The organism is Pseudomonas sp. TMW22089, assembly GCF_022496645.1.
In the GTDB taxonomy this organism is placed as follows: domain Bacteria; phylum Pseudomonadota; class Gammaproteobacteria; order Pseudomonadales; family Pseudomonadaceae; genus Aquipseudomonas; species Aquipseudomonas paraversuta.
In genome coordinates this window covers 22,762-46,895 of the sequence record NZ_SCFG01000020.1, presented here as the reverse complement: position 1 = coordinate 46,895, position 24,134 = coordinate 22,762, and the positions used below count along the sequence as shown (strand labels likewise).

Sequence of the window (24,134 nt, the reverse complement as noted above, 5' to 3'; positions counted from 1 at the left end):
TAAAGAGTCAGGCCTTCTGGCTGTGCAGGTTTTTCATCGCACGGTTCCATTCCCCGGCGAGGATATCCGGCAGCACGCCGAGGGCAAAATCGATGCTGGCGTCCAGTTTTTCCTGTTCGGCGCGAGGCGCTCGACCCAGAACAAAATTGGACACCATGCTGGCGACGCCTGGGTGGCCAATGCCGAGCCGCAGACGGTAGAAATTATTGTTGTTTCCCAGTTGCGCAATGATGTCGCGCAGTCCGTTATGACCTCCATGGCCGCCGCCCAGTTTGAGCTTGGCAACGCCGGGTGGGAGATCGAGTTCGTCGTGGGCCACCAATATGGATTCAGGCGCAATGCGGTAGAAACCGGCAAGCGCCGCAACGGCCTGGCCGCTTCGGTTCATATAGGTGGTGGGAATCAACAGACGAACATCCTGACCCTGGTGGCTGAAACGCCCGGTCAGGCCAAAATACTTGCGGTCCGCAACGAGGTTGACCCCGTTTGCCGACGCGAGACGCTCAACAAAAAGGGCCCCTGCGTTATGCCGGGTCTGTTCGTATTCGGTGCCTGGATTTCCCAGGCCAACGATCAGTTTTATGGCGGTCACGACAAGGGCCCTTCTATGGAGTTGTGGATAACATCGCCACTGACAGTCAGCGGCGAAAGCGGACAAAAAAGCGGGTTTACATGAGTAAACTTCGCGATCTTGTCCGCTTTACTCGCTGCGTGTTAGCTCGCGATGTTTCTCATAACTCCAACGACAGAGTAATGAATTACTCTGCGTCTGCTTCTGGTGCAACGCGTGGCGCGTGAACGTTGGCTACTGCCAGGTCGTTACCGTGAGCCAGAGCTACGAACTCAACGCCTTTAGGGGCGGTGATGTCAGACAGGTGAATGATCGAGCCGACTTCGGCGTTAGCCAGGTCAACTTCGATGAATTCAGGCAGGTCTTTTGGCAGGCAGCTAACTTCGATTTCAGCAACAACGTGCGAGATCTCGCCGCCTTTCTTGATCGGAGCAGCTTCACCGATGAAGTGAACCGGTACGATTGCAGTCAGCTTCTGACCAGCAATAACGCGTACGAAGTCAGCGTGCATCACGTGGCCTTTAGCCGGGTGACGCTGCAGAGCTTTGATGATTACGTTTTGCTTGACGCCGCCAACGGTCAGTTCGATAACGTGGCTGTAAGCAGCTTCGTTTTCGAGCAGTTTGGCAACTTCTTTAGCCAGCATGCTGATGGATTCAGGGGCTTTTTCGCCACCGTAAACTACAGCTGGAACCAGGCTTGCGAGACGACGCAGGCGGCGGCTCGCACCTTTCCCCAGGTCGGAACGCACTTCAGCATTCAGAGTAAAATCGTTCATGTTGTATCTCCAAAATAACCACATCCGGCCTAGCGTTTGCGACCAGCGCTATGGACGGTATGGGCAAAAAAGCCCCGCCCCAACAGGCTGCTGGGGCGGGGCGCTTTTCGTCAGCGGGATGTCAGAGAAGGGCAGGGCCCTTATCGGAACATCGCACTGATCGATTCTTCGTTGCTGATGCGGCGAACCGCTTCAGCCACAACCGGTGCGATATCCAGTTGACGGATACGCGTACAGGCTTGTGCGGCAGCGGATAGCGGAATGGTGTTAGTCACCACCAGCTCATCCAGCATGGAATTTTCGATATTCTCAATTGCCCGACCCGACAGCACAGGGTGTGTGCAGTAGGCGAACACTTTGGAAGCGCCATGCTCTTTCAAGGCTTTAGCCGCATGGCACAGAGTGCCGGCGGTATCGACCATGTCATCAACCAAAATACAGGTACGCCCTTCGACATCACCAATGATATGCATCACTTCCGAGTGATTGGCTTTCTCACGGCGTTTGTCTATGATACCCAGATCGACGCCCAGGGATTTGGCAACAGCACGTGCACGCACGACGCCGCCGATATCCGGGGACACAATCATAAGGTTTTCAAAGCGCTGATCTTCGATGTCATCCACCAGAACTGGGGAGCCATAGATGTTATCTACAGGAATATCGAAGAAACCCTGAATCTGGTCAGCATGCAAATCAACCGTGAGAACACGATCGATGCCGACTACGGTAAGCATGTCAGCGACAACTTTTGCGCTGATAGCCACACGTGCGGAACGCGGACGGCGATCCTGACGGGCATAACCAAAGTAAGGAATAACAGCAGTAATACGAGTAGCTGAGGAGCGGCGGAAGGCATCAGCCATCACGACGAGTTCCATCAGGTTATCGTTGGTCGGAGCACAAGTCGGCTGAATGATGAAAACGTCTTTACCGCGGACATTTTCATTAATCTCAGCGGTAATTTCGCCGTCAGAAAATTTTCCGACAGAGATGTCACCGAGTGGGATATGCAGCTGACGTACGACACGCCGAGCCAGATCGGGGTTAGCGTTCCCCGTAAAGACCATCATCTTGGACACGCGCAGTACCTGAAGGCTGAGGGTAACCTGGATGAGTATAAGAAATGGCAGGGGCGGCTGGATTCGAACCAACGCATGGCAGGATCAAAACCTGCTGCCTTACCGCTTGGCGACGCCCCTGTATCTGTTGCTACGAGTACCGTGTACCCGTTTCCTTTGCCAGATCTTGTAGCTTGCGATGCAACATCGAAACGTTGCTTCCTTTTGCTACAAACCCTGTAAGGGTGTCTGTCAGAAGGTGCAGCACTTTATCAGCATCTGCTTCGTTTGGGAAGGCCCCAAATATACAACTTCCAGTTCCAGTTAATTTTGCTTCGGTATATTTACCTAGCAAATTCAAAGCGTTACGTACTTCTGGATAACGCTCCTTAACTACTGCTTCGCAGTCGTTTCGGCTGTTTCCCTTGGGAACGGGGCGCACTTTAATGGGCAAAGAGTCACGTGTCAACAAAGGATCTGAAAATATTTCTGCAGTACTTACAGATACTTGCGGGACAAGTACTAAATACCAGGGTTCTTCCGGATCAACTGGTGTAAGAATTTCGCCAACACCTTCAGCGAAAGCGGCGTGGCCGCGTACGAAAACCGGGACGTCAGCCCCCAGGCTCAGGCCCAGTGCTGCAAGTCGATCGAGGCTCCAGTCCAGTTGCCAAAGATGATTGAGTCCCAGCAACGTGGTTGCCGCATTTGAACTGCCGCCTCCGATGCCGCCGCCCATGGGCAAGACTTTTTTGATCCAGATGTCTATTCCCAGGGAGCAGCCGGATTGTTCCTGAAGTTTTTTTGCCGCCTTCACGATCAGGTTTGCATCGTGCGGGACTCCGGGAAAATCGGTGTGCAGGCAGATAACGCCATCATCACGTACTGAAAACGTCATTTCATCGCCGTAGTCGAGGAATTGAAACAGCGTTTGCAGTTCGTGATAGCCATCTTCGCGACGGCCGAGAATGTGCAGCATCAAATTCAGTTTCGCCGGGGAGGGCAAAACCAGAGCATCTTTTTGCATGTCATTGACCTAACTGACGGGGTTGCCAATCTTTAACCACTAGGGTGACGTCCAGATCCGGGCCATGCAGCTTGACCCGCTCGGGCAGCCAGAAGCCGTTCTGTTCGACGTAGCTTAAATATTCGATTTTCCAGCCATCCTGCTCCAGATTCGCCAGGCGGCTATCGGCATTCAGGGTCACGCGACTTTTGCTGTCCGGTGCTGGCAAGCCGCGCACCCACCACACCAGATGTGATACCGGCAGGCTCCAGCCCAACTGTTCGCCCAGCAATTCTTCGGGCGAAGTCGCTTCATAGCGGCCCTGATTGGCGACTTCCAGACTGACCTTTCCGGGACGACCGGTCAGGCGGGCAGCGCCCCGGCCCAGCGGGCCCGACAGGCGAATATCGTAATAGTCCTGACGTTGCAGCCAGAACAGCGTGGCGCTGCCTGAATCCTTTGGTGCGCGAATTCCGACCTTGCCGTTGATTTGCCAGCCGTCGAGTTGGGTCAGTTGCTGTTTATGTTCTGACCACAGGGCCGGGCTGCCGTGGCCCTCAACCGATTCACGGGCGCCAAAACCCGCGCAGCCGGCGAGGAGGGCAATCAGGCCAAAGACAATCAGGTGACGCAGATGACGAAATAACATGATTTAAAGACTCTCCGATCCGGTCAGGCGCAACACGGTCTTGCGCAGGATTGGGCTTTCAGGATTTTCTTTAAGGAACTTGCTCCAGATCTGCTTGGCCTCGCGCTGTTTGCCATTGGCCCACAGAACTTCGCCCAGATGCGCAGCCACTTCCTGGTCCGGGAAGCGTTCGAGGGCCTGGCGCAGCAAACGTTCCGCCTCATCCAGATTACCCAGGCGGAAATTGACCCAGCCCAGGCTATCGAGCACGGCCGGGTCGTCCGGGTTCAAGTCGTAAGCTTGCTGGATCAGCACTTTGGCTTCGGCATAGCGGGTGGTTCGATCTGAAAGGGTATAACCCAGCGCGTTCAATGCCATGGCATTGTCGGGTTCGCGCTGGATGATTGCGCGCAGATCGCGCTCCATCTGTTGCAGATCGTTGCGCTTCTCGGCCAGCATGGCGCGTGAATACAGCAGGTTCAGATCATCGGGATACTGTTTGAGTGCCTGCTGCAGGACATTCCAGGCCCGATCGGTCTGATTGTTCGCGGCCAGGGTCTCTGCTTCTATCAAGTACAGCTGGATGGCGTAGTCCGGCTGCGCATCGCGGGCGGCGGCCAGTTTTTTCGAGGCTTCATCTGCGCGGCCGTGGCTGACAAGAATATCGGCCTGACGCAGTTGCGCGGGCAAATAGTCATTGCCGGGACCTACCAGGGCATATTCGGCGAGAGCGCCCTGTGGGTCATTGCGCTCTTCGGCAATGCGACCCAGGTTCAAGTGCGCAGAGTCGACATGACTGTCGCGCTCGATCAACTCTTCCAGATAGCCCTGGGCTTCATCCCAGTTTTTACCTTCGAGGGAAATCAGCGCCAGCGAGAAGCGCAGCTCATCGTCTTCAGGGTACTGCTCTGCGAGGCTGGCGAACTGCGTTTTGGCCTCGGCCATGCGGTTCTGTTCAATCAGGGTGCGCGCGTATGTCAGCCCCAAACGTTTGTCATCGGGGTACTGGCGAATGCTTTTTTTCAGCAGCGGCAGGGCTTCATCACCGCGATTGAGGCTTTGCAGCAAACGAGCCCGCAGCAACACCGGGGCGACTTCGCCATCCTGGGGCGGATTCTTTTCCAGCAACTTGAGGGCGCCTTCAGTGTCACCGTCCTGTTGCATCAGCAAGGCCTTGCCGAAAATCAGCTGGCCGTTGTCCGGGTGCTTGACCAGCAGGCGATCAAAGCTTTTCTGCAGGCCGGCACGGGTATCGGCATCTGTTTCTGAAGCCGACAGGGCCAAAAAGTCGAAGTGAGTGTCGCCTTTGGCCTGCAGGACTTTCTCCATGTACACCATGGCGTCGTCATAACGACCGTTGCGCGCCAGCTGAATGGCAGCCGCACGTTGTGCCTCAAGATCGTCCGGCGCGTTTTTAGCCCAGATCAGCGATGTATCGAGAGCGGCCTGATCGGCGCCCAGGTACTCGGCAATTCGCAAGGCGCGCTCGGCAATGCCGGGATCTTGCGTATTGATCGCCTGGGTGACGTAGTTGTCGAGAGCGATATCCAGACGATTACGTTGGCCGGCCAGCTCCGCGCTCAGCAGGCTGTACAGCGTTTCTTCGCTGAACGAGCCATAAACCGTGGGTTTTTCCGGAGTGGAAGTAGCCTCTTCAGCCGGCGATGAATCATCCGGTGACGTGGGGGCCAAAGCCTGGCAGCCACTGAGAAGGACGAGAGAGAGGAGCAACGCGGAGGATCTATTCATATAGGAGAAGGGCGACTTACCTGCGGTCCGGGCATCATGACACATGCGACAGGGCAAACCCTAACAGGTGCGACTATCGAATATCTGGGTCAATGGATGTTTGATAATTGGGCTTCAAGAGAACTTAACTATAGAGACAATAGTCAGCAATGGTTGTTCTGAATCTGGCGAAGTAGGACAATTGTCGGCTTCTCGTCATCATCAGCGATCTTGAATGGCCTTCCTCGCACTCGGTATTAACCACAAGACTGCTTCAGTAGACGTCCGCGAGCGCGTGGCTTTTACTCCAGAGCAGTTGGTTGAGGCCTTGCAGCAACTCTGCCGACACACCGACAGCCGCGAAGCTGCGATCCTCTCCACCTGCAATCGCAGCGAGCTATATATAGAACAGGACCACCTTTCGGCAGACTCGGTGCTGAAGTGGCTGGCCGACTATCACCATCTGAGCCTCGAAGAATTACGTGCCTGTGCCTATGTCCATGAAAACGATGCTGCCGTTCGTCACATGATGCGTGTGGCTTCAGGCCTGGACTCGCTGGTGTTGGGCGAACCACAAATTCTCGGCCAGATGAAATCGGCCTATGCCGTGGCGCGTGAGGCGGGCACGGTCGGGCCTTTGTTGGGGCGGCTGTTTCAAGCGACCTTCAACTCGGCCAAGCAAGTGCGCACCGACACCGCCATCGGTGAAAACCCGGTTTCGGTGGCGTTTGCCGCCGTGAGCCTGGCCAAGCAGATTTTCAGCGACCTGCAGCGCAGTCAGGCCCTGCTGATCGGCGCCGGCGAGACCATTACCCTGGTCGCCCGTCACCTGCATGAGCTGGGGGTAAAACGCATAGTCGTGGCCAACCGTACACTGGAGCGTGCCAGTACTCTGGCCGAACAGTTCGGGGCGCACGCGGTGTTGCTGTCGGACATTCCCCAGGAGCTGGTGCACAGCGATATCGTGATCAGCTCCACCGCCAGCCAATTGCCGATTCTGGGCAAAGGCGCGGTGGAAAGCGCTTTGAAACTGCGCAAGCACAAACCCATTTTCATGGTGGATATCGCCGTCCCCCGGGATATCGAGCCAGAAGTCGGCGAGTTGGACGACGTTTACCTCTACACCGTCGATGACTTGCACGAAGTGGTCGCGGAAAACCTCAAGAGTCGCCAGGGCGCAGCCCAGGCAGCGGAAGCGCTGGTCAGCATTGGTGCTGAAGACTTCATGGTGCGTTTGCGTGAGCTGGCGGCAGTGGATGTGCTCAAAGCCTATCGCCAGCAAAGCGAGCGCCTGCGTGATGAAGAACTGCAAAAGGCCCAGCGGATGCTCGCCAACGGCAGCAATCCCGAAGACGTGCTGGTACAACTGGCACGCGGCCTGACCAATAAATTGCTGCACGCACCCAGCGTGCAGCTGAAAAAGCTTTCCGCCGAAGGCCGCCTCGATGCGCTGGCCATGGCCCAAGAACTTTTTGCCCTCGGTGAGGGCTCATCGGATAGCTCTGCGGATAAAAAATAGTAATGAAAGCGTCACTGCTGAATAAGCTGGACATCCTCCAGGACCGTTTTGAAGAACTGACCGCGTTGCTTGGCGATGGCGAAGTCATCTCTGATCAGACCAAATTCCGTGCCTATTCCAAGGAATACGCGGAAGTAGAGCCCATTGTTGCAACCTACGGGCAGTGGCTGAAGGTACAGGCCGACCTTGAGGGCGCCCAGGCGTTGCTCAAGGATAACGACCCGGACATGCGCGAAATGGCGGTTGAAGAAGTCCGTGAAGCCAAAGAACGGCTGCTCGAGCTGGAACAAGACCTGCAACGCATGCTGTTGCCAAAAGACCCGAACGACGGGCGCAACGTATTCCTTGAGATTCGCGCCGGAACCGGCGGCGATGAAGCGGCCATTTTTGCCGGTGACCTGTTCCGCATGTACTCGCGTTACGCTGAGCGTCGTGGCTGGAAGCTGGAAATTCTGTCGGAAAACAGCGGCGAGCATGGCGGCTACAAAGAAGTCATTGCCCGGGTTGAAGGCGAGAATGTTTACGGCAAGCTGAAGTTCGAGTCGGGGGTACACCGCGTACAGCGGGTACCGGCGACCGAATCCCAGGGGCGGATTCATACTTCTGCGTGCACCGTGGCGGTACTGCCGGAGCCGGACGAGCAAGAAGCGATCGAGATCAACCCGTCCGACTTGCGCGTCGATACCTATCGCTCTTCGGGCGCGGGTGGTCAGCACGTTAACAAGACCGACTCGGCCATTCGCATCACGCACTTGCCATCGGGCATCGTGGTGGAGTGTCAGGAAGAGCGTTCCCAGCATAAAAACCGGGCGCGGGCGATGTCCTGGCTTTCGGCTAAATTGAATGACCAGCAAACCAGCGCCGCTGCCAATGCGATTGCCAGCGAACGAAAATCCCTGGTGGGCTCGGGGGATCGCTCCGAGCGCATCCGGACTTACAATTTTGCACAAGGGCGGGTCACCGACCACCGTGTCAATCTGACCCTATATTCCCTGGATGATGTACTGGCTGGCGGTGTTGATGCCGTTATTGAGCCGTTATTAGCGGAATTTCAGGCTGACCAACTGACGGCCCTGGGTGAGTAAATGACCATTATTGCCAGCTTGTTGCGTGCCGCAGAACTGCCAGACTCGCCAACGGCGCGCCTGGATGCGGAACTGTTACTGGCCGCAGCCCTGGGCAAGTCGCGCAGTTACCTGCACACATGGCCCGAAAAAATTGTCAGCAGCGAATCGGCTTTGACCTTTTCCGACTACCTGCTGCGTCGTCGTGCCGGTGAGCCTGTTGCCTACATTCTGGGTCAGCAGGGCTTCTGGAAGCTGGACCTTGAAGTTGCGCCCCACACGCTTATTCCCCGTCCTGATACCGAACTGCTGGTCGAAACTGCGCTGGATCTGCTACCCGCCAGCCCCGCCAGGGTTCTGGATTTAGGTACCGGCAGCGGTGCAATTGCCCTGGCCCTGGCCAGTGAACGCCCTGCGTGGCACGTCACTGCGGTCGATCGGGTACTTGAAGCCGTAGCCCTGGCCGAGCGTAACCGTCAGCGCCTACAGCTTGAAAACGTCCATGTACTGACCAGTCACTGGTTCAGTGCGTTGGCTGATCAGCGCTTCGACCTGATTATCAGCAACCCGCCTTATATTGCCGCGGGCGACGTGCACCTGGCCCAGGGCGATGTGCGTTTCGAGCCTGAAAGCGCATTGGTCGCCGGTGTCGATGGTCTGGACGACATTCGCGAAATTATCCAGGCCGCGCCACAACACCTGAATCCAGGGGGCTGGTTGATGCTCGAGCACGGGTACGATCAGGCCGACGCTGTTCGCCAGCTGTTATCGGGTGCAGGTTTTGCACAGGTCGAAAGCCGCAAGGACCTGGGCACCCACGAACGCATCACCCTGGGTCGCCTGCCGTGCTGAGCGATGAGGAACTGTTGCGCTACAGCCGACAGATCCTGCTGCAACAGGTCGATATCGAAGGTCAGCTCAAGCTGAAAAACAGCCGTGTACTGATCGTCGGTGTGGGCGGGCTGGGTTCGCCAGTGGCGCTCTATCTGGCGGCTGCCGGGGTTGGCGAGCTGCACCTGGCCGATTTTGACAGCGTCGACCTGACCAACCTGCAACGCCAGATCATTCATGACAGCGCCAGCATCGGCCAGAGCAAAGTCGATTCGGCCATGCAGCGTCTGGCCGCGATAAACCCGCAAATCAAGCTTGTTGCCCACCGTTCGGCACTGGATGCCGACACGTTGGCAGATGCCGTGTCGCAGGTTGATCTGGTACTCGATTGCTGCGACAACTTCGGCACCCGCGAAGCCGTGAACGCGGCCTGCTTCGTGGAACGCAAACCACTGGTCAGTGGTGCGGCAATTCGCCTTGAGGGGCAGTTGTCGGTGTTTGACTCCCGCCAGCCGGCGAGCCCTTGCTACCACTGTTTGTATGGTCATGGCAGCGAAGACGAACTGACCTGCAGTGAAGCCGGAGTCATAGGCCCGCTGGTAGGCTTGGTCGGCAGTCTGCAGGCCCTCGAAGCCCTGAAACTGCTGGCCGGCTTTGGTGAGCCGCTGGTAGGGCGTCTGTTGTTGATCGATGCCCTGGGCACGCGGTTTCGCGAACTGCGAGTCAAGCGCGATCCCGGGTGCAGCGTATGCGGTACGGGCCATGAATGAAGCACCGGTAGGTGTTTTCGACTCCGGTGTCGGCGGTCTGTCGGTGCTGCGGGAGATTCATGGTCTGTTGCCCAATGAGTCACTGCTATATGTGGCGGACTGCGGACACATTCCCTACGGCGAAAAAAGTCCTGAATTTATTCGCCAGCGCTGCGCCGTGATGGCGGATTTTTTTCAGCGCCAGGGGGCTAAAGCTCTGGTGCTGGCATGCAACACCGCCACCGTAGCCGGCGTTGCGCAGTTGCGTCAGTCTTACCCCGACTGGCCCATCGTCGGTATGGAGCCTGCGGTCAAACCGGCTGCTGCGGCCACACGCAGCGGGGTGGTGGGGGTACTTGCAACCACCGGTACTTTGCAAAGTGCCAAATTTGCCGCCTTGCTTGACCGCTTTGCCAGCGATGTACGGGTGATCACCCAGCCGTGTCCGGGGCTGGTAGAGCTGATTGAAACCGGTGACTTGCACAGCGACGAGCTGCGAACCCTGTTGCGTGGCTATGTCGAACCGCTGGTGGCGGCGGGTTGCGACACCATTATTCTCGGCTGCACCCATTACCCCTTCCTCAAGCCCCTGCTGAGCCAGATGCTGCCGTCTTCGATCATCCTGATCGACACCGGCGCCGCAGTGGCCCGCCAGCTCAAGCGGTTGTTGAGTGAAAGAAGCCTGCTGGCAGCGGGCCCCGCCCGGCAAACACAGTTCTGGACCAGCGCCTCGCCGGAGCACATGCAAAATATCCTGCCGCTGTTGTGGAATAAATCAGGGAGTGTGCAAAGCTTCGGTTTGTGAAAAAAGTGTGAAAAGGTTCAAGGCGGTTGAACTTTCGGGCGGTGACTGGATTCTTAGCGCTTGTCTGATGAGGCACACAACAATGATCTTTGCATACGGAAGCGGGATTTTCTTATGAAGCGATTTTTTTGCCTGGCTGCGCTGGCAGCCACTGTTCTGGGGCACAGCTACACAGCACAAGCGGCCGGTATCGAGTTTGGGGTAGGGCACACCAGTGAATCGACCATGACTTATCGGCTGGGCTTGAAGTCCGATTGGGACAAGAGCTGGCTGCAGAGTGATGTTGGTCGTCTTACAGGTTATTGGGATGGGGCTTACACCTACTGGGAAGGTGACAAGTCATCTGCGAACCACAGCTTGTCGTTCTCGCCTGTATTTGTGTACGAGTTTGCCGGTGAAACGGTCAAGCCTTATGTAGAGGCCGGCATCGGGGTCGCAGCGTTTTCCCACACTGAAGTTGAGGGCAACAAGCTGGGGACGGCTTTCCAGTTTGAAGATCGCCTGGGTTTTGGCCTGCGCTTTACCGGTGGGCATGAAGTGGGTATTCGAGCGACTCATTACTCCAATGCCGGGCTATCGAGCACCAACGACGGTATAGAGAGCTACGCCCTGCATTACACAATGCCGCTGTAACGTACGTCTTCCCCGTAGGAGCGAGATTGTCTCGCGAGCTTTTCAGCGCGATATGCCATACCGCAAAAGCTCGCGAGCAAGCTCGCTCCTACAAGGGATCAAACCGCTACCGATAGGCGGTTGTGATGCCTAGACGCTCGTTCAGGCATTCAACATCACCCATCTCGAACTCGCGGCAAATCAGCGGACGCTTTTGGTAGATGGTGCACATCATGGTGTTGCGATCCAGTCTGCCGCTGTAACGTACGCCTTCCCCGTAGGAGCGAGCTTGTCTCGCGAGCTTTTCAGCGTGATATCCAATACCGTAAAAGCTCGCGAGCAAGCTCGCTCCTACAAGGGATCAAACCGCTACCGATAGGCGGTTGTGATGCCTTGACGCTCGTTCAGGCATTCAACATCACCCATTTCGAACTCGCGGCAAATCAGCGGACGCTTTTTGTAGATGGTGCACATCATGGTGTTGCGATCCAGTCTGCCGCTGTAACGTACGCCTTCCCTGTAGGAGCGAGCTTGTCTCGCGAGCTTTTCAGCGTGATATGCCATACCGCAAAAGCTCGCGAGACAAGCTCGCTCCTGCAAGGGATCAAACCGCTACCGATAGGCGGTTGTGATGCCTTGACGTTCGTTCAGGCATTCAACATCACCCATCTCGAACTCGCGGCAAATCAGCGGACGCTTTTCTTAGATGGTGCACATCATGGTGTTGCGATCCAGTCTGCCGCTGTAACGTACGCCTTCCCCGTAGGAGCGAGCTTGTCTCGCGAGCTTTTCAGCGCGATATGTCATACCGCAAAAGCTCGCGAGCAAGCTCGCTCCTACAAGGGATCAAACCGCTACCGATAGGCGGTTGTGATGCCTTGACGTTCGTTCAGGCATTCAACATCACCCATCTCGAACTCGCGGCAAATCAGCGGACGTTTTTCGTAGATGGTGCACATCATGGTGTTGCGATCCAGTCTGCCGCTGTAACGTACGCCTTCCCCGTAGGAGCGAGCTTGTCTCGCGAGCTTTTCAGCGTGATATGCCATACCGCAAAAGCTCGCGAGACAAGCTCGCTCCTACAAGGGATCAAACCGCTACCGATAGGCGGTTGTGATGCCTTGACGCTCGTTCAGGCATTCAACATCACCCATCTCGAACTCGCGGCAAATCAGCGGACGCTTTTCGTAGATGGTGCACATCATGGTGTTGCGATCCAGCGCTGCACACCAGCCATCATCGAGGCGCAGCATGACCTCGCCGCCCCAGTCATCGGTGTCGATAAAGCGCTCGGGCACGCCGGTGTCGGTGATCAACATCACTTCCAGTTGGCAGCAGCATGCCGCGCACGTCGAACAGGTGACGGCGGGTTCGGTAATTTCGGTCAGGGGGATGTTGGTCATAGGCGCGCAGTGTAAGGCAGAGCAGCTGTCAGGTGTAAAACCGCTGACAAACCGCCATTCATCCCTGTAGGAGCAAGCTCATTCTCGCAGCGGAAGTTGGGCTGTCTGCGTGCCCGCCAGCCATTGCAGCGCCGGGAACAACCCCGCCCATAACACCGCGAGCAAGACCAGGGTCGGCCACAGTCCGAACCCGAATTGCACCGCCCCCAGCCGTTGCCCTGCGTAATACGACAATGGCCCGCCAACCGCGCCCAGCAGCACCGCCCGCCATGCCGGTCGTGCCGTCCATGCCAGGCAATGGTTCAGGGTGGTCGCCAGTAATGCCCAGAGCAGCATCAACCAGAACGGGATCAAAATCCCCTCCTGCCGGAACTCAAAAACCCCGGCATTGAGCAGCAGGCTGTCCACCAGGGTGCCGAGCAAGCAGACGCAAATGATCAAGCGCACTTCTGTCCACCGGGCACTTATCCACAGTCCGTTCACCAGTAGTACGCCCGCCGGCAGTAGTAACCACAGGCTATTGCCACCCAGCACACAGGCAAACCAGCCAAGCTGGAACATTCCGGCATTGGCCAGCAGCTTCAGATCAAGCATCAAAGCGCCCGAGCAAGGGTTGCGGCATGGCCCCGGGTTTGGCCAGCAACAATTGCGCGGTGCCGATACTGCGTTCGAGGAACCCACCTTCGCAGTAGCACAGGTAAAATTCCCACAGACGCAGGAAGTATTCGTCATAGCCCAGCTCGGTCAGACGGCCGTGGGCGCGGCGAAAGTTCTCATGCCACAGGCGCAAGGTTCTGGCGTAGTGCAGGCCAAAGTCCTCCATATGCATCAGGTTCATGTCGGTATCGCGGGTGACGATCTCGAGCATTTTCTGCACGCTGGGCAGTGCGCCGCCGGGGAAGATGTAGCGCTGGATAAAGTCCACGCCGGTTTTGGCTTGCTCGTAACGCTGGTCTCGAATGGTGATGGCTTGCAGCAACATCAACCCCTGGCTCTTTAGCAGGTGCGAACACTGTTTGAAGTAGTTGGGTAAAAAATGATGGCCGACCGCTTCGATCATCTCGATGGACACCAGTTTGTCGTACTGCCCGGTCAGATCGCGGTAATCCTCCAGCAACAAGGTCACCTGATTCTGTAGACCCAGTGCCTCGATACGCTCCCGGGTGTAATCGAATTGTTCCTTCGAGAGTGTGGTGGTGGTCACTTTACAGTGGTAATGCTGCGCGGCAAAAATTGCCATGCTGCCCCAGCCGGTGCCGATTTCCAGCAAGTGGTCTTCGGGCTTGAGGTCGAGCTTCTGGCAAATGCGTTGCAGCTTATTCAGTTGGGCCTGCTCCAGGCTGTCGTCAGGGCTGAGGAACTGCGCCGCTGAATACATCATGGTGGGGTCGAGAAACTGCTCGAACATCTCATTGCCAAGGTCGTAATGAGCCGCAATGTTTTTTTGCGAGCCTTTGCGGGTATTGCGATTGATCCAGTGCAAGCCCCGTATCAACGGGCGTCCCAGGCTGGCAAGCCCACCCTCCATGGCGTCCAGAACCTTCAGGTTGCTGACCAGTACCCGGACCACTCTGGTCAGGTCGGGCGAGCTCCAGTAGCCGTGGATAAATGCTTCGCCGGCGCCTATGGAACCGTTGCTGGCGATCATCCCCCAGACACCGGGGTCGCTGATGTGCACTTCGCCGATCAGTGTCGCGTTGCTGTCACCGAACAGATGGCGCTCGCCATTTTCAGTCAGCACCAATTGGCCGTGCTGCAGCTGGCTGAGTTGACGCATGACTCCGCGCCGCAGCAGTACGCTGGTCAGATTGTAGGTACTCAATCGTGAGGTTTTGCTCACCAGGCTAGGGCTTTTCATGACGTTTATCCTTGGGTTGCAGGGCGGCAATACGAAAGGCGCCGTCGGCGGCCTGATGGGAAAAGATCGGCGTACGTTTGAGAAACAGGCGCAAGGCTTGCCAGTAAATGGCCAGGCAAGTCTTTGCCGTCATCCATGGAAATTGCCGCAAGTAGCGATGCAAACCTGGACGGTCGAGAGCGCTGCGTTGCAGATTGAGGGTGGCATCGAACATTTTCAGCTCACCTTGCCAATCCGCCATATGCACACCGAGTCGGGCAGCGGGCGGGCTGAAACTCATGCGGTATTCCAGATCGCGGGGCAGAAAAGGCGAGACATGAAATGCCTTGGCCACGGCAAAATGCTGATGGCTGTCACCCAGGGCCGGGAGCACGTAGTGATAGTGCTCGCGCCACGGGGTATTGCTCACTTCGCACAGGATGGCAGCCAGTTGCCCGTCAGCCTCGTAGCAATAAAAGAAACTCACCGGGTTGAAACTCAAGCCCCAGCTGCGGGCCTGAGTCAGTAAGCAGATGGCACCTTGGGGCGTATGCCCGAGGGCCCGGGCGACTTCTTGGCGAACGGCATCCATCAGGCGCATGCCGGTCCTGGTGTAATCCTTCAGGTAATCGGTTTCGCGAAACGAGAAGGGTGCAAAGCGGCTTTTTCCAGCCAGTGGTGACAGCCCCAATACAGCATCCTGTTCGTCCAGGTCGAGATACAACAAGCCGATGCGGTAGCGGAATGCATGGCTGGTCGGCGCAAAACGCCGGTGGGCGATCCAGCCGCTGTACAGGGCGCTGTTCATAGCTGTTGGCCGAATGCTGAGGCGACACGCAAAGCGCTGACCACCCCGTCTTCGTGAAAGCCGTTAGCCCAGTAAGCACCGCAAAAATAGCTGTGCTGCGGCCCCAGCAATTCTTGCCAGCGCCCTTGGGCGGCTACGGCATCGAGGCTGTATTGCGGGTGGGCGTAGGTGTATCGGGCCAGCACTTGCAGCGGGTCGATGGCCTCGGTCTGGTTAAGGCTGACGCAGAATGTGGTCTCGCTCTCGATCCCCTGCAGGATGTTCATGGCGTAAGTCACGCTGGCGCGGCGTTGTCCGACATCACCCAGTCGATAGTTCCAGCTGGCCCAGGCCTGTTTTCGCTCAGGTAGCAGTCGGGTATCGGTGTGCAGGACCACGTCGTTATCGGCGTAGGGCAGGGCGCCGAGGATTTGCTGTTCGGCGACTGTCGGCCGGGCCAACAGCTTTAAGGCCTGATCGCTATGGCAGGCAAAAATCACTTTGTCGAAGCGCTCGCTGCCTGCCGGGCTGTGGATGAGTACACCCAGGTCGTCGCGTTCAACCGCCGTAACCGGGCAGTTGAGGCGAATGTGTTCGGCAAAGCCTGCGCTCAGCGGTTGTACATAGGCGCTCGAGCCACCTTCGATCACTCGCCACTGCGGGCGATTGGTGATGCTCAGCAAGCCGTGGTTCTTGAAGAAGCGGATAAACGCCTGCAGCGGAAATGCCTGCATCTCGGCCAGTGGCATGGACCAGATCGCCGCGCCCATCGGCACAATGTAGTGCTCGATAAACCGGGGGCCATAGCCACGCTGCTGCAGGTAGTCGCCCAGTCGGGTGTCGCTGGCAATGCGCTGTTGTTGCAGGTCGCGTACGGCCTGGCGATTGAAACGCAGGATATCGCGCAACATGCCCCAGAACCCGGGGGACAACAGGTTGCTGCGTTGGGCGAACAAACTGTTGAGGCTGTTGCCGTTGTATTCGAAGTTGCGTCGGGGGTCGTGCACCGAGAAGCTCATCTCAGTGGCTTTGGAGCGCACCCCCAGTCGATCGATCAGCTTGATGAAGTTGGGATAGGTCCAGTCGTTGAACACGATGAAGCCGGTATCAATTTGATAGTGACGCCCGCCGATGCCGACATCCACCGTATGGGTATGCCCCCCCACCCAGTCACTGGCCTCGAACACGCGGATATCGTGTTCTTTATGCAGTAAATAGCCACAGGTCAGGCCTGAGATGCCGCTGCCAATGATCGCGATTTTCATGATGGTGTCTCGTCAGAAGTCCGTGCCAGGCGTTTTCCAATCGCCAGTTGCAGGCGTTTTGGCAGGCTCGCCATCAGTTTGAGAGTGGCGATAAATGACCAGGGAAAAGCGATTTCCAGCGGGCGGTTTTCCAGACGCTGGCAAATATGCTGTGCGGCTTTGAGTGCAGGCCAGCGCATGGGCATGGGGAAGTCGTTTTTTGCCGTCAGCGGGGTGTCAACGAAGCCGGGGCTGACCAGGGTGACATCCATTCCCTCGTGGGCGAGATCGATGCGCAGTGACTCCAGCAAGTAGCGCAGTCCGGCTTTTGACGCGCCATACGCTTCGGCCCGGGGCAGGGGCCAGAAGGTCACGGAACTGACCACGCCCACCAGGTGCGGGCGGGTGCCTGCACGCAGTAAAGGCAGCGCACTTTCAAGGCAGTAAGCGCTGGCCAGTAAATTGGTGCGCACCACGCGCTCGATCAGGGCTGCGTCGAAGTGCCGGACGTCGACATATTCACAGGAGCCGGCATTGAGAATCACGCAGTCCAGCGCGCCCCAGGTGTGCGCGATACGCTTGCCGATTTCCCGCACTTGCAGGCTGTCGGTCAGGTCGCCGGGCACCAGCAGCACCTGCCCCGGGTAGCGTTCGGATAACGCTTGCAGGGGGGGCAGGGTGCGGGCACTCAATGCCAGGCGGGCACCGCTGTTGAGCAGTTGTTCCGCCAGGTGAGCACCAATCCCGCTGCTGGCCCCGGTAAGCCAGATACGCCGTGTCTCAGCCATCGCACACCTCGTAAAGCTGGCGCGACGGCAGATTCTTGAACGCGCAGAGGGCCCGTTCGCGACTGTGTTTCAAGTCGACAATTGGCCGCGGATAATCTGCAACCCCAAACAGGCCGCCGGCAATGGCCGGGTTATGAATCTCTTTTTTATTCAGCGTCGCAAGTTCTGGCAGCCAGTGCTTGATGAAGCGACCTTCGGGGTCGAAGCGCTCGGACTGACTCAAGGGGTTGAAAATTCTGAAGTAGGGCACCGAATCGGTCCCGGTGGATGAGCTCCACTGCCAGCCGCCGTTGTTGGCTGCCAGATCGCCATCAATCAAGTGCTGCATAAAGAAGCGCTCACCCTCGCGCCAGTCGATCAACAGGTTCTTGGTCAGGAACATTGCCACCACCATCCGCAGGCGGTTGTGCATCCAGCCGGTTGCCAGCAGTTGGCGAATGGCCGCGTCGATGATCGGGATACCGGTGCGCCCCTCTTTCCATGCTGCCAGTTCTTGTGGGGCATCACGCCAGGGCAAGAACTCGGTGTCGGCTCTGAATGCGCGATGCCGGGAAACCCGTGGGTAACCCACCAGAATATGTTTATAGAACTCGCGCCAGATCAGTTCGCTGATCCAGGTCGCGCAGCCGACACTGCCGCTTTCAAATTCGCCGTTGTTGCTGAGCAGTGCTGCATGCAGGCATTGGCGGGGTGAGATAACGCCTGCTGCCAGGTAGGGCGAAAGCTGGCTGGTGCCAGGTTTGGCGGGCAAGTCGCGCTCTTCTTTGTAGTAGTGGATTTGCTCGTCGGCGAAGCGTGCCAGGCGCTGCCGGGCTTCGTCTTCCCCGGCCGGCCAGAGTGCGCGCAGGGTTTCGTCGGGCGGCGCAAAGCCGCTAACAGATTGAGCAATCGCATCCCGGGCAATGGTCAGCTGCGCCTGGGGCCGGGGTGTGGCCACTATGGGCGGCAGTCCCGTGTGCAGGCGCTCATAGCAAACCTTGCGGAACTGGCTGAATACCTGAAAGTAGGTCCCGGTTTTGGTCAGCACACTACCGGGTTGAAACAGCAGTTGGTCGAGGTGACGATGAAAGCCGATGCCCTTGGCGTCGAGGGCACGGGCGACGGCTTGATCGCGCCGGGTTTCATGGATGCCGTATTCATCATTTACATGCACGTCCTCAATGCCCAACTGTTGGCACAGTTCAACCAGCACCGCGGGGGCCTGGTCCCAGGCGGGCGCGCTGCGAATAAGTAACGGGATATTCAGTTGCTCGAGGCTGTCGCTCAGGACGCTCAGATTACGCAGCCAAAAATCGACTTTGCACGGCGCGTCGTCATGGGCCAGCCATTGCTCGGGGCTGATGAGATACACGGCCACAGTGGGGCCGCGTTCAGCGGCGGCGCTCAGGGCGGTGTTGTCGTTTTGGCGCAAGTCGCTGCGCAGCCAGATCAGTTGCATGTTTATTCCTCTAGAACAGTCCGAGCTGGCTGAGCCGTTGATGGGCTTCAAGGGGATCGCGAGCAAGAGACAATCCTGCGATTTCAGTAGTACTTACGGCCAGCTCGGCGCTATGGATGCATACCGTCGGTCCGGCTATCAGGATCGGGCAGTCAACGCCCTTCAGTAGCTTTGGCAGTTGCTGGGGGTTAAGGGTCTGGCTCGAATAGAGGACCACGGCGGGTGATTTGAGGCGTTCCACCGCCAATGCCAGTTCACCGCCGGGCAGGGGTGCGTCGAAGACTTCAACCGGGCAGTGGCTGCTGCTGACCAGCCAGGCGGTGAGCCACAGCTGGGCTTCGAAAGGCTGGGGTGAATGGTTGATCAGCAGGATGGGCTTGCCTTTGAGTGAGCGATTGTTGTGGTAGATACGGGCGCCCAGCTTGCTGCGTAGCCAGGAGCTGAAAAACACTCGCTCCAGTTGTGCCCCGAACTGGCCCTGCCAGCGTTGTTCCAGCTCGCTCAACAGCGGGATCAGCAGCTGTTCGCACAGGGTGTGGGCCGGATACAGCGACATGACCTGATTGAAGTTGTCGTCCAGTCTGCGCCCGGCCAGCTCAGTGATCGCCAGCGTCAGGGCCTGGCTCCATGCCAGCCAGTCGTTGTCGACGGGTTCGCGGTGGCTCGGCGCCAGGTCGAGCAGTGGCTTGACCTGGCTGACCGACACCCCGCGATTGAGCCAGGTCAGAATGTGCTGGATTCGCTGGATATGGGCGGCTGAGAACAGGCGATGACCTTTGGCGGTGCGGTGCGGGACGATCAGGCCATAACGCCGCTCCCAGGCGCGCAGGGTCACGGCATTGACCCCCGTGATGCGCGCCACTTCGCGTATCGGCAGCCAGCCTTCGGCCAGGGCCTGGTTGTAGTCGGGTGCGGCAGAGCTGGTCTGCGAAAGGTCCTGATTCATGGTCAGATCGCATTGCGCAGGCTGAGGTTTTCCGGGTGCGGTTGCAGGTACACCTGCCGCGAGATATAGGGATCCGGATGCTGGCGAAAATGATGCTTGAGCAGTGTCAGCGGCACCACCAGCGGCACAATGCCGTGCAGGTACTGGCCAATCAGGTACTGCATTTCTTGCTTGTCTTCGCGGCTGAGGGACTGTTTGAGATAGCCGCTGATGTGTTGCAGCACATTGGTGTGAGTGCGGCGCGTGGCGCATTTTTTCAGGGCTTTCATCAACTCGCTGAAATACTGCGGGGCAATTTCGCGAGGGTCGCCCTTGCCCAGGCTCCCCAGCATGTTGCCCAGAGTTTTGTACTGTTCGGGGTGGTGGGCCATAAGCTGGTATTTATAGCGGGCATGAAACTCGGTCAGGGAGCGGCGGGTGATGCCGTCTCCGAGCAACTGTTGCCAGGCGCTATAGGCGTAAACCCGGGTCAGAAAGTTTTCACGCAATACCGGGTCGTTGAGGCGGCCTTCTTCTTCAACCGGCAAGTCCGGGTGCGCGGCGCAAAACGCTTGTGCGTAAATACCCCGTCCTCTCAACTCTGCGGGGCGTCCACCGTCCTGATAGACCTTGACTCGCTCGAGTCCGCAAGACGGCGACTTTTGCATAAAGATGTAGCCGCAAATGTCTGTGTGCGCTGCGGCCATGGCCACAGCGTAATCGTGCAGTGGCCGGGTTACGTCCATAGCGCTGTCGACACTGCCTACGGCTTGGGGTTGGGCAGGGTCGCCGATCAGGCGAATGGGCTGGCGCGGAATGCCCAGCCCGATGGCGACTTCGGGGCACAGCGGGACGAACTCGAAATACTCACTCAGGGCCTGGCTGCACAGTTGCGAAGCCTTATGCCCGCCGTTGAAGCGAACTTCGGCGCCCAGCAGGCAGGCACTGATGGCGATTTTCGGTTTGTCGCGGGCTGAGACGGCGCTGACCATGGGATGAACCTCCAGGAATTACTTGTACATCTTTGTAGCGATGTACAACCTGGTTTCATCTTAGGCTTTGCCTTGTACAAGTCAATTATCTTGTACAAGTATTTGGGGCTTCTACAGGAGCGAGCCGTTTTTAAAAGATCGCCAGCAAGCTCGCTCTTACAGAGGCTATACGCCAGCCCTGGGCTTTATTCGAGGTGCTCGATCAAGCGCCGGGCTGCCTCCTGGCCACTGAGCCACGCGCCTTCGACCCGGCCTGACAGGCACCAGTCGCCACAGGCATAAAGCCCCAGATCGGCATCGGTCAGTGCTCCCCATTCATGGGCGGTGGAAGGCCGGGCATAGAGCCAGCGGTGGGCCAGACTGAAGATCGGCGCAGGCATGGGGAAGTGCATCAGTTCGGCAAAGGCACCGTGCAAGTGCTCGATGACTGCTTCTTTGGACAGATCCAGGTTTTGCCTGCTCCAGGCGCTGGTGGCATGCAGCACCCAGGTGTCGGGCTTGTGCTCACGCCCCGGTTTACTGCTGTTGCGGGCTAGCCAGTCCAGCGGGCTGTCTTGCACGAAGCAGCCATCCATTTTGGTTTCCAGGGGCGTATCGAAAGCCAGGGCGACGGCCCAGGTCGGGTCCATTTTCACTCCGGCCGCGGTGCTTGCCAGTTTGGGCGCACAAGCAAGCAAGGCGGTTGCCTGAGGTGCCGGCGTTGCCACTATCACATGGCTGTAGGGGCCGTGACTGACCTCGTCGGCATCCAGCAGGTGCCAGTGTTTTTCACCGCGTATCAAGTCAGTAATACGGCATGCAAAGTTAACCTTGAAATGGCCGAGCATGCCGCGGGTAATCGCGCTCATGCGCGGGCTGCCTACCCAGCGGGTCTGTTCGTCCGGTGACGGTGTGAGCTGGCCGTTCTTGTGGTTGTACAGATGAGGTTCCCATTCAGCAGCCCAGCCCAGGGCTTGCCACTGCTGGACCTCATCGACAAAGCGGCGATCGCGGGCAGTGAAATACTGGGCTCCAAGATCCAGTGATCCCGCATCACTGCGCTTGCTCGACATGCGTCCGCCGCTGCCGCGGCTTTTATCGAACAGATGCACAGTGTGCCCGGCCTTGTGCAGTGCCCTTGCGGCAGACAATCCGGCGATGCCGGCCCCGATAATTGCGATAGGTACAGTCATATTGGCCTCAATCCCTATTTGCCCAGTCAGCTGCACAAACTACGATGCCGCCAATATCTGTACAAATTAATTTATTAGTATAAGTTTTAGTGCGCTTGCCGGGCCAGCCTAGCCTATTCTTTATGAAGCCAGCGGCCCGAAGAAATGGGAATTTCTTTAAAAATAGACCAGTGCACCCGATAAAACTCCCAGCGAGGATCAACTCATGCACATTTTGCTGACCGGCGGTACAGGCTTGATCGGGCGCCAGCTTTGCCGTCACTGGCTGGCGCAAGGTCATCGCCTGAGCGTGTGGAGTCGTCGCCCTGATCGCGTGAGCGAATTGTGCGGTGCCGGCGTAAGAGGCGTCGCCACACTTGAAGAACTTGGCCAGGAGCCGATTGATGCGCTGATCAACCTTGCCGGCGCGCCGATTGCCGATCGGCCATGGACACGCAAGCGCAAGGCGTTGTTGTGGGGCAGCCGGATTACGCTGACGGAAACCCTGGTGACCTGGCTGGCCAGCCGCGAACAAAAACCGTCGGTGCTGGTGTCCGGTTCGGCAGTGGGCTGGTATGGCGATGGGGGTGAGCGCGAGTTGACCGAAGAGTCGCCTCCGGTGAGCGAAGACTTCGCCAGCCATTTGTGTATTGCCTGGGAGGAAACCGCGCAACGCGCACAGGCCTTGGGCATTCGTGTGGTGCTGGTGCGTACCGGCCTGGTGCTGGCGGCCGAGGGCGGCTTTTTGTCGCGCCTGTTATTGCCTTTCAAACTGGCGTTGGGCGGGCCGATAGGTAATGGTCGGCAATGGATGCCATGGATTCATATCAATGACCAAATTGCCCTGATTGATTTTCTTGTGCATGAGAATGCCGCGTCGGGTCCTTATAATGCCTGCGCGCCGCATCCGGTACGCAACCTTGAGTTCGCCAAAACCCTGGGCAGCGTGTTGCACCGTCCGGCGTTCATTCCCGTTCCCGCCTTTGCCTTGCGCGTTGGTCTGGGCGAATTGTCACAGTTATTGCTGGGCGGCCAACGGGCCACGCCGGCCAAATTGCTGGCAGCCGGTTTCACTTTTCAGTTCACCGATTTGCGTGCGGCCCTGGATGATCTGTCCGCCCGCCTCTGAAATAGGATGTTGCATGACCGAGCACGCACTATTACTGGTTAACCTGGGTTCGCCCGCGTCTACTTCGGTAGCCGATGTACGCAGCTACCTGAACCAGTTTCTGATGGACCCGTATGTGATCGACATGCCGTGGCCATTGCGCCGCCTGATCGTGTCACTGATTCTGGTCAAGCGCCCCGAACAATCGGCCCATGCCTATGCCTCCATCTGGTGGGATGAAGGCTCGCCGCTGGTGGTGCTCAGCCGTCGCCTGCAGCAGGCGATGAGCAAGGAGTGGACCAAGGGGCCGGTAGAACTGGCAATGCGCTATGGCGAACCGTCCATTGAAACCGTGCTCACACGTCTGGCGGCCAAGGGCATTCACAAGGTCACCCTGGCACCGTTGTATCCACAGTTTGCCGACAGTACGGTCACCACCGTGATTGCAGAAGCCAAGCGGGTGATCAAAGCCGCAAAGCTGGGCATTCAACTCTCCATCGTGCAGCCGTTTTACGATCAGCCCGAATACCTAGACGCATTGGTGGCGAGTACCCGGCCGCATCTGGAGCAGGATTACGATCATTTACTGCTCAGTTTTCACGGTTTGCCCGAGCGCCATCTGCATAAACTCGATCCGACCGGTAATCACTGCTTCAAAAATGCTGACTGCTGCCAGAATGCTTCGCCGGCAGTATTGGCAACCTGCTACCGGGCGCAGTGCTTGCGTACGGCCCAGGAGTTTGCCGATCGCGCGGGGTTGCCGGCGGGCAAATGGTCGGTGGCGTTCCAGTCCCGACTGGGCCGGGCCAAGTGGATCGAACCCTATACCGAGGCACGGCTGGACGCTCTGGCCAAAGACGGAGTGAAGAAGATTCTGGTCATGTGCCCGGCGTTTGTGGCGGATTGCATTGAAACGCTGGAAGAAATCGGCGATCGCGGTCGCGAGCAGTTTATTGCGGCGGGGGGCGAGGAGCTGGTGCTGGTACCGTGCCTGAATGACAACCCTGAGTGGGCGGCAGCGTTGAATACCTTGTGTGAGCGGGCGCCGCTGGCGCTGTAAAACTCCGCTTGCAGATACCTTGTGGAAGCCTGGCAGGCCAGGCTTCCAC

The 24,134-nt window shown here is 57.9% G+C and carries 24 protein-coding genes, 1 tRNA gene and 4 pseudogenes; 8 read left to right on the top strand and 21 right to left on the bottom strand.

Going from position 1 to position 24,134, the window contains the following annotated elements:
* Positions 1-7: 7 nt before the first annotated feature.
* The 7 genes from pth to EQV90_RS16775 all read right to left on the bottom strand — a co-directional run bounded on the left by pth (position 8) and on the right by EQV90_RS16775 (position 5,793).
* Positions 8-592, bottom strand: a complete 585-nt coding sequence (pth, locus tag EQV90_RS16805; protein ID WP_003439790.1) for an aminoacyl-tRNA hydrolase — start codon at positions 590-592, stop codon at positions 8-10.
* A 166-nt stretch (positions 593-758) separates the two neighbouring features.
* Positions 759-1,349, bottom strand: a complete 591-nt coding sequence (locus EQV90_RS16800; RefSeq protein ID WP_003439792.1) for a 50S ribosomal protein L25/general stress protein Ctc — start codon at positions 1,347-1,349, stop codon at positions 759-761.
* 140 nt (positions 1,350-1,489) lie between these two features.
* Positions 1,490-2,431 (bottom strand): ribose-phosphate pyrophosphokinase, encoded by a 942-nt coding sequence (locus EQV90_RS16795; RefSeq protein WP_003439794.1) that lies wholly within the window; start codon positions 2,429-2,431, stop codon positions 1,490-1,492.
* 45 nt (positions 2,432-2,476) lie between these two features.
* A tRNA-Gln gene (locus EQV90_RS16790) sits at positions 2,477-2,551 on the bottom strand.
* A gap of 10 nt (positions 2,552-2,561) precedes the next feature.
* Positions 2,562-3,437, bottom strand: coding sequence for a 4-(cytidine 5'-diphospho)-2-C-methyl-D-erythritol kinase (ispE, locus tag EQV90_RS16785; RefSeq protein ID WP_240878440.1), 876 nt, complete (start codon positions 3,435-3,437; stop codon positions 2,562-2,564).
* A 1-nt stretch (position 3,438) separates the two neighbouring features.
* Positions 3,439-4,065 carry a lipoprotein insertase outer membrane protein LolB gene (gene lolB / locus EQV90_RS16780; RefSeq protein WP_010657323.1) on the bottom strand — a complete coding sequence of 209 codons (627 nt, stop codon included), beginning with the start codon at positions 4,063-4,065 and terminating at the stop codon, positions 3,439-3,441.
* A 3-nt stretch (positions 4,066-4,068) separates the two neighbouring features.
* Entirely contained in the window at positions 4,069-5,793 is a 1,725-nt protein-coding gene (locus tag EQV90_RS16775; RefSeq protein ID WP_127196070.1) for a tetratricopeptide repeat protein, read from the bottom strand.
* A gap of 214 nt (positions 5,794-6,007) precedes the next feature.
* Here EQV90_RS16775 and hemA point away from each other — a divergent pair, with 214 nt between their 5' ends.
* From hemA to EQV90_RS16745, 6 genes are all read left to right on the top strand, one after another.
* The gene (gene hemA, locus EQV90_RS16770) at positions 6,008-7,291 is read left to right on the top strand and encodes a glutamyl-tRNA reductase (protein WP_240878439.1); all 1,284 of its coding nucleotides are present in this window, start codon (positions 6,008-6,010) and stop codon (positions 7,289-7,291) included.
* 2 nt (positions 7,292-7,293) lie between these two features.
* The gene (gene prfA / locus EQV90_RS16765) at positions 7,294-8,376 is read left to right on the top strand and encodes a peptide chain release factor 1 (RefSeq protein WP_003439803.1); all 1,083 of its coding nucleotides are present in this window, start codon (positions 7,294-7,296) and stop codon (positions 8,374-8,376) included.
* Positions 8,377-9,207 (top strand): peptide chain release factor N(5)-glutamine methyltransferase, encoded by an 831-nt coding sequence (prmC, locus tag EQV90_RS16760; RefSeq protein WP_240878438.1) that lies wholly within the window; start codon positions 8,377-8,379, stop codon positions 9,205-9,207.
* Complete coding sequence (locus tag EQV90_RS16755) at positions 9,201-9,956, top strand: molybdopterin-synthase adenylyltransferase MoeB (RefSeq protein ID WP_202211018.1); 756 nt, start codon at positions 9,201-9,203, stop codon at positions 9,954-9,956. The genes prmC and EQV90_RS16755 overlap by 7 nt, the downstream gene beginning before the upstream one ends.
* Entirely contained in the window at positions 9,949-10,740 is a 792-nt protein-coding gene (gene murI, locus EQV90_RS16750; protein WP_240878437.1) for a glutamate racemase, read from the top strand. The genes EQV90_RS16755 and murI overlap by 8 nt, the downstream gene beginning before the upstream one ends.
* 114 nt (positions 10,741-10,854) lie before the next feature.
* A complete protein-coding gene (locus tag EQV90_RS16745; RefSeq protein WP_003439807.1) occupies positions 10,855-11,373 on the top strand; it encodes an acyloxyacyl hydrolase in 519 nt (172 codons plus the stop codon).
* A 106-nt stretch (positions 11,374-11,479) separates the two neighbouring features.
* Here the strand turns inward: EQV90_RS16745 and EQV90_RS16740 are convergent.
* From EQV90_RS16740 to EQV90_RS16675, 14 genes and pseudogenes are all read right to left on the bottom strand, one after another.
* Positions 11,480-11,602, bottom strand: a pseudogene (locus EQV90_RS16740) (YkgJ family cysteine cluster protein); the annotation flags it as partial.
* A 119-nt stretch (positions 11,603-11,721) separates the two neighbouring features.
* A pseudogene (locus tag EQV90_RS16735) lies at positions 11,722-11,844 on the bottom strand (YkgJ family cysteine cluster protein); the annotation flags it as partial.
* A 120-nt stretch (positions 11,845-11,964) separates the two neighbouring features.
* Positions 11,965-12,087, bottom strand: a pseudogene (locus EQV90_RS16730) (YkgJ family cysteine cluster protein); the annotation flags it as partial.
* A 119-nt stretch (positions 12,088-12,206) separates the two neighbouring features.
* A pseudogene (locus EQV90_RS16725) lies at positions 12,207-12,329 on the bottom strand (YkgJ family cysteine cluster protein); the annotation flags it as partial.
* A 120-nt stretch (positions 12,330-12,449) separates the two neighbouring features.
* A complete protein-coding gene (locus EQV90_RS16720) occupies positions 12,450-12,755 on the bottom strand; it encodes a YkgJ family cysteine cluster protein (RefSeq protein WP_003439808.1) in 306 nt (101 codons plus the stop codon).
* A gap of 78 nt (positions 12,756-12,833) precedes the next feature.
* Positions 12,834-13,349 (bottom strand): DUF2878 domain-containing protein, encoded by a 516-nt coding sequence (locus EQV90_RS16715; protein WP_240878436.1) that lies wholly within the window; start codon positions 13,347-13,349, stop codon positions 12,834-12,836.
* Positions 13,342-14,613: a cyclopropane-fatty-acyl-phospholipid synthase family protein gene (locus tag EQV90_RS16710; RefSeq protein WP_003439811.1), complete on the bottom strand. Its 1,272-nt coding sequence runs from the start codon at positions 14,611-14,613 to the stop codon at positions 13,342-13,344. The genes EQV90_RS16715 and EQV90_RS16710 overlap by 8 nt, the downstream gene beginning before the upstream one ends.
* Entirely contained in the window at positions 14,600-15,400 is an 801-nt protein-coding gene (locus tag EQV90_RS16705; RefSeq protein WP_240878435.1) for a DUF1365 domain-containing protein, read from the bottom strand. The genes EQV90_RS16710 and EQV90_RS16705 overlap by 14 nt, the downstream gene beginning before the upstream one ends.
* Positions 15,397-16,644, bottom strand: a complete 1,248-nt coding sequence (locus EQV90_RS16700) for an FAD-dependent oxidoreductase (RefSeq protein ID WP_160628407.1) — start codon at positions 16,642-16,644, stop codon at positions 15,397-15,399. The genes EQV90_RS16705 and EQV90_RS16700 overlap by 4 nt, the downstream gene beginning before the upstream one ends.
* Positions 16,641-17,411, bottom strand: a complete 771-nt coding sequence (locus EQV90_RS16695) for an SDR family NAD(P)-dependent oxidoreductase (RefSeq protein ID WP_003439816.1) — start codon at positions 17,409-17,411, stop codon at positions 16,641-16,643. The genes EQV90_RS16700 and EQV90_RS16695 overlap by 4 nt, the downstream gene beginning before the upstream one ends.
* Positions 17,404-18,849, bottom strand: a complete 1,446-nt coding sequence (gene phrB / locus EQV90_RS16690; protein ID WP_240878434.1) for a deoxyribodipyrimidine photo-lyase — start codon at positions 18,847-18,849, stop codon at positions 17,404-17,406. The genes EQV90_RS16695 and phrB overlap by 8 nt, the downstream gene beginning before the upstream one ends.
* A 10-nt stretch (positions 18,850-18,859) precedes the next feature.
* Positions 18,860-19,795, bottom strand: a complete 936-nt coding sequence (locus EQV90_RS16685) for a MerR family transcriptional regulator (RefSeq protein WP_127196066.1) — start codon at positions 19,793-19,795, stop codon at positions 18,860-18,862.
* 2 nt (positions 19,796-19,797) lie between these two features.
* The gene (locus EQV90_RS16680; RefSeq protein ID WP_003439822.1) at positions 19,798-20,766 is read right to left on the bottom strand and encodes a DUF523 and DUF1722 domain-containing protein; all 969 of its coding nucleotides are present in this window, start codon (positions 20,764-20,766) and stop codon (positions 19,798-19,800) included.
* 185 nt (positions 20,767-20,951) lie between these two features.
* Complete coding sequence (locus EQV90_RS16675) at positions 20,952-21,938, bottom strand: FAD-dependent oxidoreductase (RefSeq protein ID WP_010656038.1); 987 nt, start codon at positions 21,936-21,938, stop codon at positions 20,952-20,954.
* 205 nt (positions 21,939-22,143) lie between these two features.
* Between EQV90_RS16675 and EQV90_RS16670 the strand changes: the two genes are divergently transcribed.
* Positions 22,144-23,046 (top strand): TIGR01777 family oxidoreductase, encoded by a 903-nt coding sequence (locus tag EQV90_RS16670; protein WP_003439826.1) that lies wholly within the window; start codon positions 22,144-22,146, stop codon positions 23,044-23,046.
* A 13-nt stretch (positions 23,047-23,059) separates the two neighbouring features.
* Complete coding sequence (gene hemH, locus EQV90_RS16665; RefSeq protein ID WP_003439827.1) at positions 23,060-24,085, top strand: ferrochelatase; 1,026 nt, start codon at positions 23,060-23,062, stop codon at positions 24,083-24,085.
* Positions 24,086-24,134 lie beyond the last annotated feature (49 nt).